Below are 8,963 nucleotides of genomic sequence, written 5' to 3' on the forward strand. Positions count from 1 at the left end.
CAAGACTGAATCAACACAGTTAATCCAGCACGTTTGCCCATCACCGTTGATGGCAAGAACCTAACCAATAATCACTGCTAGGGACTGCAAAATCTGGCGACAAACGGTGAAAAAAATCGCCAACGCTTACAGCGCAAAAAAGGCCGACGGTCAAAAAACCGCCAGCCTCCACCCAATTGGCTTGGGTGATTGTAAGTCAGTATGACTTACTTGATCTCTACTTGAGCACCAGCTTCTTCGAGTTCTTTCTTCAGAGCTTCAGCTTCTTCTTTAGAGACAGCTTCTTTAACAGCTACTGGAGCAGATTCAGCCATAGCTTTGGCTTCTTTCAGACCCAGACCTGTGGCACCACGTACAGCCTTGATCACAGCAACTTTGTTGTCACCGTGAGAAGTCATAACTACGTCGAACTCGGTTTTCTCTTCAGCAGCAGCAGCTTCACCAGCGCCGCCAGCAACTACTGCGGCAGCAGCAGATACGCCGAACTTCTCTTCCATAGCTTCGATCAGTTCAACAACTTCCATTACAGACATAGCTGCAAAGGCTTCAAGGATTTGGTCTTTAGTGATAGACATAACAAATGTTTCCTATTGTTCTGAATTCAATTCTGTTAAGCAGCCAGCTTGAAATTAAGCGGCTTCTTGTTTTTGATCGCGCAGAGCGGCCAGAGTACGAACGAACTTGCCAGCAGATGCTTCTTTCATAGTCATCATCAGCTGTGCCAGTGCTTCTTCGTAAGTTGGCAGTTTTGCCAAACGATCAATGTCAGCTGCAGGGATGAATTCCCCTTCATAAGCTGCACCTTTAACTTCGAAAGCGGCTTGCTCTTTAGCAAAGTCTTTTAACAGACGAGCTGCAGCACCTGGGTGCTCGTTAGAGAAAGCGATCAAAGTTGGGCCAGAGAACACCTCTGTCAGACACTCAAAAGCAGTGCCTTCAACTGCGCGGCGAGCCAGAGTGTTACGTACTACACGTACATACACACCGTTTGCGCGAGCAGTCTTACGCAGAACTGTCATAGCACCTACAGTTACACCGCGTGAATCGGCGACAACTGCAGAAAGCGCACCTTTGGCAGCTTCGTTGACTTCAGCAACAATCGCTTTTTTGTCTTCGAGTCTTAATGCCATTGGCTTTACTCCTGGATTCTACCTGGGGAATCCCCCAGTGTTTACCATACTGAATACAAACGTACTCAGTTACTTACGGTGCAGATAATCCAGCAGAAATAAATCTATCTGGGGCCTGACACCGTCTACGCAGGAAATTAAGTATCCCAGACGGTCAACACCTGCGGTCTTGGACGGAAACCCATCTGAGTGTAAACACTCGTCATAGGTTCCAACCCACAAAAGTGCGCGCATTATAGGCTAACGCGCGCATTTTGTAAAATTAGTTAGCAGTGTCCAGAGTGTTCTGGTCAACAGCTACACCTGCACCCATAGTGGTGGAGATGCTTACCTTCTTCACGTACTGGCCTTTGGCTGCAGCAGGCTTGGCCTTCTTCAGTGCAGTCAGCAGTGCTTCCAGGTTTTCTTTCAGTTGAGCGGTTTCGAAGTCCACTTTACCGATAGTAGTGTGGATGATACCGTTCTTGTCGTTACGGTAACGAACCTGACCAGCCTTGGCGTTCTTAACAGCTTCGGCAACGTTAGGAGTTACAGTACCGGTTTTAGGGTTAGGCATCAGGCCGCGTGGGCCCAGGATTTGACCCAGCATACCAACAACGCGCATTGCATCAGGAGATGCGATAACTACGTCGAAGTTCATTTCGCCGGCTTTCACCTGCTCAGCCAGATCTTCCATACCTACCAGTTCAGCACCAGCTTCTTTCGCAGCTTCGGCATTGGCACCTTGAGTGAATACAGCAACACGTACTTCACGACCAGTACCATGTGGCAGCACAGTGGCACCACGAACGTTTTGGTCAGATTTACGAGGATCAACACCCAGGTTAACGGCAACGTCTACGCTCTCAACGAACTTGGCAGTAGCCAGTTCTTTCAGCAGAGCTACAGCTTCGTTGATGTCGTATGCTTTGGTTACGTCCACTTTCTCGCGGATGGTGCGCATGCGCTTAGTCAGCTTTGCCATTATATTAGTCCTCTACTACCAAACCCATGGAACGCGCAGTACCTTCGATTGAGCGAGTCATCGCTTCAATGTCAGCACCAGTCATATCGGTTGCCTTGGTTTCAGCAATTTCCTGAACCTGGCTACGCTTGATAGTACCCACTTTCTGAGTGTTAGGACGAGCAGAACCTGACTTCAGACCAGCGGCTTTCTTCAGCAAGAAGGCTGCAGGTGGAGTCTTGGTTTCGAAAGTGAATGAGCGATCGTTGTAAACAGTGATCACTACTGGAATTGGCATACCTTTTTCGAACTTTTCAGTACGAGCGTTGAATGCTTTACAGAATTCCATGATGTTCACACCTTTTTGACCCAGAGCTGGACCAACTGGTGGAGACGGGTTTGCAGCACCGGCTGCTACTTGCAGCTTGATGTAAGCTTCAATTTTCTTTGCCATCTGACATTTCCTCAGTTTGGGTTCAAACGCTCAGGCGACATGCCTTGAGCTCCCCGAAAACAACGGGTGCGGATTATATAGAAATCCGCACCCGTTGCCAAACGGATTTTGTATTTTATTTAATCAGGATTTCTCGACCTGATTAAAGTCCAACTCAACCGGAGTCGAACGACCGAAGATCATCACAGACACCTTGACGCGGTTCTTGTCATAATCCACTTCTTCAACAGTACCATTGAAGTCGGCAAACGGACCATCGGTAACTCGAACCACTTCGCCGGGTTCGAACATAACGCGATGAGTCGGAGAATCTGTAGTCTCCTGCAGACGACGCAGGATAGCCTCGGCTTCTTTATCGGAAATAGGAGCAGGACGATCTGAAGTGCCGCCGATAAAGCCCATCACACGTGGGATGCTTTTCACCAAGTGCCAGCTTTGATCGTTCATTTCCATCTGTACCAGCACATAGCCGGGGAAGAACTTGCGCTCGCTCTTGCGGCGTTGGCCGGCACGCATTTCCACAACTTCTTCGGTCGGAACCAGGACTTCGCCGAAGAACTCTTCCATACCGTGCATTTTGATGTGTTCAAGCAGAGACTTACATACACGGCCTTCATAACCGGAAAAAGCCTGAACCACATACCATCTTTTCTTAGCTTCTTTAGCTTCAGTCATTCTAGTGCCTATACGCCAGTAATAAAGTTGACAATGCGCAGCAATACCGCATCCAGTCCCCAGAGAATCAAGGCCAGGATACCTGTCGCAGCCAGTACGATAAAGGTGGTATTCAACGCCTCTTGACGAGTCGGCCATACGACTTTGCGTACTTCAATTTGAGACTCACGGGCAAAGGCCAATGCTTGCTTACCCTTAACAGTTTGCAGAGCAATAAAACCAGCAATAGCAAATACAACAACCACACCCGCAGCGCGGATTGGCAGAGTGATGATTTCACTGTTGTTGTACATCTGGTTGCCAACGATAGCCACTACCACCAGTAGTATAGCTATTACCCACTTTACGATATCCAGAGAGTTGCCCTGGTTTTCAGTATTTGTTGTCATCGGTTAATTCCGTTACTCATTACGACCTGAGCCAAGGGACAGCTGAGTAAGTTTAAGGCTTAAATCAGCGCCAGCCCGCTTTCGAACTCGCCCCTGACGAGAATTCTCCGGCTCAGGGCACAAAAATCGGCCATAGATTGTATTCTTAATCAGCTTTGTTATCAAGGATACACAGGGCGAAACCAAGAGAAAGCCTGACACTTTACGCCAGCAAGCAAAAAAGGAAGCCGAAGCTTCCTTTTTCAAAGTAACCTGTCTCGCAATTAAGCGATGATCTTGGCTACAACACCAGCACCAACTGTACGGCCACCTTCACGGATGGCGAAGCGCAGACCTTCGTCCATCGCGATTGGGCAGATCAGAGTTACTGTCATCTTGATGTTGTCACCTGGCATTACCATCTCTACGCCTTCTGGCAGTTCGATAGTACCGGTCACGTCAGTTGTACGGAAGTAGAACTGTGGACGGTAGCCTTTGAAGAATGGGGTGTGACGACCACCTTCTTCTTTAGACAGGACGTAAACTTCTGATTCGAACTTGGTGTGTGGAGTGATTGAACCAGGCTTAGCCAGTACTTGACCACGCTCTACTTCATCACGCTTGGTACCACGCAGCAGGATACCGCAGTTCTCACCGGCACGACCTTCGTCCAGCAGCTTACGGAACATTTCTACACCAGTACAGGTAGTCTTGGTAGTGTCGTGGATACCCACGATTTCTACTTCGTCACCAACTTTGATGATACCGCGCTCTACACGACCTGTTACTACAGTACCGCGACCAGAGATTGAGAATACGTCTTCGATAGGCAGCAGGAATGGCTTATCGATATCACGCTCTGGCTCAGGGATGTAGGTATCCAGTGCTTCAGCCAGTTCGATGATCTTGGCTTCCCACTGAGCATCGCCTTCCAGAGCTTTCAGAGCAGAACCCTGAATTACTGGCAGGTCATCACCTGGGAAATCGTACTCAGACAGCAGTTCACGAACTTCCATCTCTACCAGTTCCAGCAGCTCTTCATCGTCTACCATGTCACACTTGTTCATGAATACGATGATGAAAGGTACACCTACCTGACGAGACAGCAGGATGTGCTCACGAGTCTGTGGCATTGGGCCGTCAGTAGAAGCTACTACCAGGATTGCGCCGTCCATCTGGGCAGCACCGGTGATCATGTTTTTAACATAGTCAGCGTGACCTGGGCAGTCTACGTGGGCGTAGTGACGAGTTGGAGTGTCATACTCGATGTGAGAGGTATTGATGGTAATACCGCGCTCACGCTCTTCTGGAGCGTTATCGATCGCTGCGAAGTCACGCGCCTCACCACCGTAAGTCTTAGACAGTACAGTTGAGATAGCAGCAGTCAGAGTGGTTTTACCATGGTCCACGTGGCCAATGGTACCCACGTTAACGTGGGGTTTACTACGTTCAAATTTAGCTTTAGACATGGTATTGCCTCAATCTAAGATTTTCTGGTGGTGAAACCATATATAGTGAAAAAGTCCGATGCAAATGAATGACATCGAACAGATTATAAAAGGCAGAGGTAAAATTTAAGATAGGCTGGTGCTGATAGGCAGATTCGAACTGCCGACCTCATCCTTACCAAGGATGCGCTCTACCACCTGAGCCATATCAGCATGCAAATTTGGAGCGGGCAGCGGGAATCGAACCCGCGTTATCAGCTTGGAAGGCTGGAGTAATACCATTATACGATGCCCGCGCAACCTACTTAAGGCTACCTACTTACCTTGAAAATGGTGGAGGGAGAAGGATTCGAACCTTCGAAGGCGGAGCCGTCAGATTTACAGTCTGATCCCTTTGGCCACTCGGGAACCCCTCCGATAAAATTGGTGCCGGCACCAAGAGTCGAACTCGGGACCTACTGATTACAAGTCAGTTGCTCTACCAACTGAGCTATGCCGGCACTTCATTTCGGTAGCGGATATTAGGTAAATGTTGGGGCGAGTGCAATAGGAAATTGGCTTTTTTTCGAAAAAAAGCCCTGAATGGTGCTTTTTTACTCTGACACTACGTAGGTATTCAACTCCTTCTTAACCCTCTGTACACGGGATAAACAATTCGGCTTGGCATAGGGATTTTTTATTGTTCATGAATAATTCATGGTGTACTGTGCCTTGCCTGAGCAGAGGAAATCAGATGACAACAGCCAACTCAATTCAACAGGCATTATATATGCCGTTTCACCGCCAGCAATGGGCCGAACTTCGCGAGTCGGTGCCTTTGACCTTGAGCGAAACCGAATTGAAAAAGCTGCGGGGGATTAATGAAAAGGTTTCCCTCACTGAAGTTACCGACATCTATTTGCCCCTCAGTCGTCTGCTTAACTTGATCGTTGGCGCCAAGCAGCAAAGAGGTTTGGTGTTAAATGAGTTTTTGGGGCAAACCCCGGCCAAGAGTCCTTACATTATCAGTATTGCCGGCAGTGTCGCCGTTGGGAAAAGTACCACAGCCCGTATCCTGCAGGCACTTTTGAGCCATTGGCCCGAACACCCTAAGGTCGATCTGATTACTACGGATGGTTTTCTCTACCCGCTGGCCGAGCTGAAACAAAAAGGGTTGTTGCAGCGTAAAGGCTTTCCGGAAAGCTATGATATGAAACTATTGGTGGAGTTTATCGCTGCCATCAAGTCAGGCGCCGAATTGGTCGAGGCTCCGCTATATTCCCACATCAGTTACGACCGTCTCCCCGAAGTGCAGCAGGTCAGACAGCCGGACATTTTGATCCTTGAAGGCTTGAATGTACTGCAGACAGAGCTGGATTCTCCCGTGAGTATCAAGCGGCCATTTGTTTCTGATTTCGTGGACTTCTCTATCTATGTAGATGCGGACGAATCACTGCTGAAACATTGGTATATAGATAGGTTCCTGCAGTTCCGGCATACGGCTTTTGCCAATGAGCGCTCCTACTTCCACCACTATGCCAAGCTGAGCGATGCCGAAGCCGAACATATAGCCGCCAATATCTGGGACACTATCAATGGCCCGAACCTGAATCTGAATATTGAGCCCACCCGCGAGCGGGCACATCTTATTCTGAAAAAGGGTCAGGACCACCTGATGGATAAAGTGCTGCTGCGAAAATAATCAAGCGCCGCGTAAGCTGATTTCCCCGCCGACAAAATGCTGTGGACCCGTTTCTGTCTGTAGGATAACGCCACCTTGCTCATCCACTCCCAGGTAGTGGCCGCTAATCTGCTGCTCACCCAGCAGCAGTTTGACCTGTTGACCGGCAAAGATATCCGCACTCTGCCACCTGGTGCTGAATGCCGCCAACCCTTGGGTTTCAAACAGCTTGAGATCTTTCAATAGCTGTTTGTGAAGATTGATAGCCAACTCAGTCTTGTTCGGCATAGATTCAAGGCCACTGAGATCGCTCCAGGGTTGATCCAGTTGTTCACCCAGTTCAGCAGGCATAGCCATATTCAAGCCTATCCCGATCACCAGATCGCATTCGCTGTCGGCAGTCCCGGTCATTTCAATCAGTACACCAGCAAGTTTACGGCCATCGAGATAGATATCGTTGGGCCACTTCACCCCCAAACCGGCAATACCGAAAGACTCCAACACACTAACCAGTGAACAGGCAACCACCAGACTCAAGCCCATCGCCTGGGAAAGACCTTGAGAGAACTGCCAGTACATAGAAAAATAGAGGTGACTACCGTAGGGCGACAACCACTGACGTCCTCTACGCCCTCGTCCGGCAGATTGGTACTCGGCAATACAGAGATCGCCATTACTCAATTCATCGACATGGTTGAGCAGGAATGTATTGGTACCACCGAGTTCATCAAAGTAGAAACAACGGTTATCTATAGCGGAAAGCAAACGCGGCTTATCGATAAGATGCAGGCTTCTCGCCAACTTATAGCCTTTACCTTTCACGCTGAAGATATCGATCCCAAAGGCAGTCAAGGCACTGATATGTTTGCTGACAGCCGTACGGCTGACACCGAGCTGTTCGGCCAGCTTTTCGCCGGAGACAAACTCACCCTGCTGCAACAGCTGTAATATTTCCCGCTTGCGCTTCCACTGTTCGGTCATCGTCAGAGACTCCTCTCTCCTGTTGCCGCAAAAATTCGCGGTTCGGGCTGCAATTCGACACCGAAGCGCGCTTGCACTTGCCGGATAATTTCCCGCGCCAAATTAGCCACATCCTTACCCCTGGCACCACCTTTATTCACCAATACCAGGGCTTGCTTATCATGGACAGCTGCCGCTCCCATCTGGAAACCTTTCAAACCTGCCTTATCGATAAGCCAGCCTGCGGCCAACTTAACAGTACCATCCTGCTGAGCATAACCCACCAAATCAGGAAAGCGTTCGGCCAACTTAAGATAGTCGGCAGGAGCAACTACAGGATTCTTGAAAAAGCTGCCAGCATTGCCAAGCACTACAGGATCCGGCAGTTTTTCCTGACGAACCTGACATACCCGCTCAAAAATCATGGTCGCGGTCACCTCAGTCTCTTCAGCGAGCGACTGCAACGGCCCATAACTCAGTTTGGGCTGCCAGGCTTTAGGCAATTTCAAGCCGACAGAGGTGATCACAGCCTTCCCCTTGAGCTGATTTTTGAAAATTGACTCACGATAGCCAAAATCACAATCAGCGGCCTCGAGACGAGTTAGCGCGCCGGTCTGCAGGTCTAGATACTTGACCCAGTCACACAACTGGCACAGCTCAATTCCATAGGCGCCTATGTTTTGAATAGGCGCAGCACCAACTGTCCCCGGGATCAGAGCCATATTCTCAAGCCCCGGTATCCCCTGCTTAAGCGTTTCACAAACCAAATCGTGCCAGTTTTCACCGGCGGCAACCTTTAGATAAAAATGCTCTTGATCCTCACAGACATCGATTCCCTTGGTAGCGATTTGAATCACAGTCCCTTGATAATCCTCAAGCAGCAATAGATTACTGCCACCACCGAGGATCAACATAGGAATCTCATCGTCCTTATGCTGCATGCAAGCCTGGACAAGCTCCGCGGTAGAACTCACTCTGATGAGTTCCCGACAGCAACAGTCGATTCCAAAAGTGTTCAAAAATTTAAGGGAGTGGACTAGAGTTGGCATCTAAAGCTTTCACTGCAAATAAAAGCAGCATTGTAACGGGATTAGCCTGCTATTTCAGCCGTAAAACACCCATAAGCGAATAACGGTTAGTTAAAGGCGTGTATGGGTTTATATGTATCCAGCGGCAAGCTACTCGGCTGCTACCGACTCAAAGCTGGATTAAGGCAAATCTTACAGGCCCTAAACGCAAAAAAGCCACCTTATGCAGGTGGCTTCTCTACTTAATTGGGCGTCTGGCGATGGCCAGCTTCGAGCAAGCTCTCCGCGTTCGTCTGG

The 8,963-nt window shown here is 49.1% G+C and carries 10 protein-coding genes and 4 tRNA genes; 1 reads left to right on the top strand and 13 read right to left on the bottom strand.

What is annotated here, in order from left to right:
* Positions 1-206 precede the first annotated feature (206 nt).
* The 11 genes from rplL to HCX89_RS21915 form a co-directional block, all read right to left on the bottom strand.
* Entirely contained in the window at positions 207-575 is a 369-nt protein-coding gene (gene rplL, locus HCX89_RS21865; protein ID WP_025890054.1) for a 50S ribosomal protein L7/L12, read from the bottom strand.
* A 54-nt stretch (positions 576-629) separates the two neighbouring features.
* Positions 630-1,130 carry a 50S ribosomal protein L10 gene (gene rplJ / locus HCX89_RS21870; protein ID WP_025012044.1) on the bottom strand — a complete coding sequence of 167 codons (501 nt, stop codon included), beginning with the start codon at positions 1,128-1,130 and terminating at the stop codon, positions 630-632.
* A 262-nt stretch (positions 1,131-1,392) separates the two neighbouring features.
* Positions 1,393-2,094 carry a 50S ribosomal protein L1 gene (rplA, locus tag HCX89_RS21875; RefSeq protein WP_025012045.1) on the bottom strand — a complete coding sequence of 234 codons (702 nt, stop codon included), beginning with the start codon at positions 2,092-2,094 and terminating at the stop codon, positions 1,393-1,395.
* A gap of 4 nt (positions 2,095-2,098) precedes the next feature.
* Positions 2,099-2,527 (bottom strand): 50S ribosomal protein L11, encoded by a 429-nt coding sequence (gene rplK / locus HCX89_RS21880; protein ID WP_025012046.1) that lies wholly within the window; start codon positions 2,525-2,527, stop codon positions 2,099-2,101.
* 123 nt (positions 2,528-2,650) lie between these two features.
* Entirely contained in the window at positions 2,651-3,202 is a 552-nt protein-coding gene (nusG, locus tag HCX89_RS21885) for a transcription termination/antitermination protein NusG (RefSeq protein WP_025012047.1), read from the bottom strand.
* An 8-nt stretch (positions 3,203-3,210) separates the two neighbouring features.
* Positions 3,211-3,591, bottom strand: coding sequence for a preprotein translocase subunit SecE (secE, locus tag HCX89_RS21890; protein ID WP_025012048.1), 381 nt, complete (start codon positions 3,589-3,591; stop codon positions 3,211-3,213).
* A gap of 263 nt (positions 3,592-3,854) precedes the next feature.
* Positions 3,855-5,039: an elongation factor Tu gene (gene tuf / locus HCX89_RS21895; protein WP_071239068.1), complete on the bottom strand. Its 1,185-nt coding sequence runs from the start codon at positions 5,037-5,039 to the stop codon at positions 3,855-3,857.
* Between the two features lie 116 nt (positions 5,040-5,155).
* Positions 5,156-5,231: transfer RNA gene (locus HCX89_RS21900), tRNA-Thr, on the bottom strand.
* A 9-nt stretch (positions 5,232-5,240) separates the two neighbouring features.
* Positions 5,241-5,314: transfer RNA gene (locus HCX89_RS21905), tRNA-Gly, on the bottom strand.
* Positions 5,315-5,349: 35 nt separating this feature from the next.
* Positions 5,350-5,434: transfer RNA gene (locus HCX89_RS21910), tRNA-Tyr, on the bottom strand.
* An 8-nt stretch (positions 5,435-5,442) separates the two neighbouring features.
* Positions 5,443-5,518: transfer RNA gene (locus tag HCX89_RS21915), tRNA-Thr, on the bottom strand.
* A 233-nt stretch (positions 5,519-5,751) separates the two neighbouring features.
* Here HCX89_RS21915 and coaA point away from each other — a divergent pair.
* Positions 5,752-6,699 (top strand): type I pantothenate kinase, encoded by a 948-nt coding sequence (gene coaA, locus HCX89_RS21920; RefSeq protein ID WP_025012139.1) that lies wholly within the window; start codon positions 5,752-5,754, stop codon positions 6,697-6,699.
* Here the strand turns inward: coaA and birA are convergent, their stop codons facing one another.
* Both birA and murB read right to left on the bottom strand, forming a co-directional pair.
* The gene (gene birA / locus HCX89_RS21925; protein WP_167717458.1) at positions 6,700-7,659 is read right to left on the bottom strand and encodes a bifunctional biotin--[acetyl-CoA-carboxylase] ligase/biotin operon repressor BirA; all 960 of its coding nucleotides are present in this window, start codon (positions 7,657-7,659) and stop codon (positions 6,700-6,702) included.
* A 2-nt stretch (positions 7,660-7,661) separates the two neighbouring features.
* The gene (gene murB / locus HCX89_RS21930) at positions 7,662-8,687 is read right to left on the bottom strand and encodes a UDP-N-acetylmuramate dehydrogenase (protein ID WP_167717460.1); all 1,026 of its coding nucleotides are present in this window, start codon (positions 8,685-8,687) and stop codon (positions 7,662-7,664) included.
* Positions 8,688-8,963 lie beyond the last annotated feature (276 nt).

The sequence above is a fragment of the Shewanella sp. Iso12 genome, from assembly GCF_012030025.1.
GTDB lineage: Bacteria > Pseudomonadota > Gammaproteobacteria > Enterobacterales > Shewanellaceae > Shewanella > Shewanella algae.

Coding starts and splice junctions, on each gene's coding strand:
- rplL (WP_025890054.1), bottom strand. CDS start 575: ATGTCTATCACTAAAGACCAAATCCTTGAAGCCTTTGCAGCTATGTCT.
- rplJ (WP_025012044.1), bottom strand. CDS start 1,130: ATGGCATTAAGACTCGAAGACAAAAAAGCGATTGTTGCTGAAGTCAAC.
- rplA (WP_025012045.1), bottom strand. CDS start 2,094: ATGGCAAAGCTGACTAAGCGCATGCGCACCATCCGCGAGAAAGTGGAC.
- rplK (WP_025012046.1), bottom strand. CDS start 2,527: ATGGCAAAGAAAATTGAAGCTTACATCAAGCTGCAAGTAGCAGCCGGT.
- nusG (WP_025012047.1), bottom strand. CDS start 3,202: ATGACTGAAGCTAAAGAAGCTAAGAAAAGATGGTATGTGGTTCAGGCT.
- secE (WP_025012048.1), bottom strand. CDS start 3,591: ATGACAACAAATACTGAAAACCAGGGCAACTCTCTGGATATCGTAAAG.
- tuf (WP_071239068.1), bottom strand. CDS start 5,039: ATGTCTAAAGCTAAATTTGAACGTAGTAAACCCCACGTTAACGTGGGT.
- coaA (WP_025012139.1), top strand. CDS start 5,752: ATGACAACAGCCAACTCAATTCAACAGGCATTATATATGCCGTTTCAC.
- birA (WP_167717458.1), bottom strand. CDS start 7,659: ATGACCGAACAGTGGAAGCGCAAGCGGGAAATATTACAGCTGTTGCAG.
- murB (WP_167717460.1), bottom strand. CDS start 8,687: ATGCCAACTCTAGTCCACTCCCTTAAATTTTTGAACACTTTTGGAATC.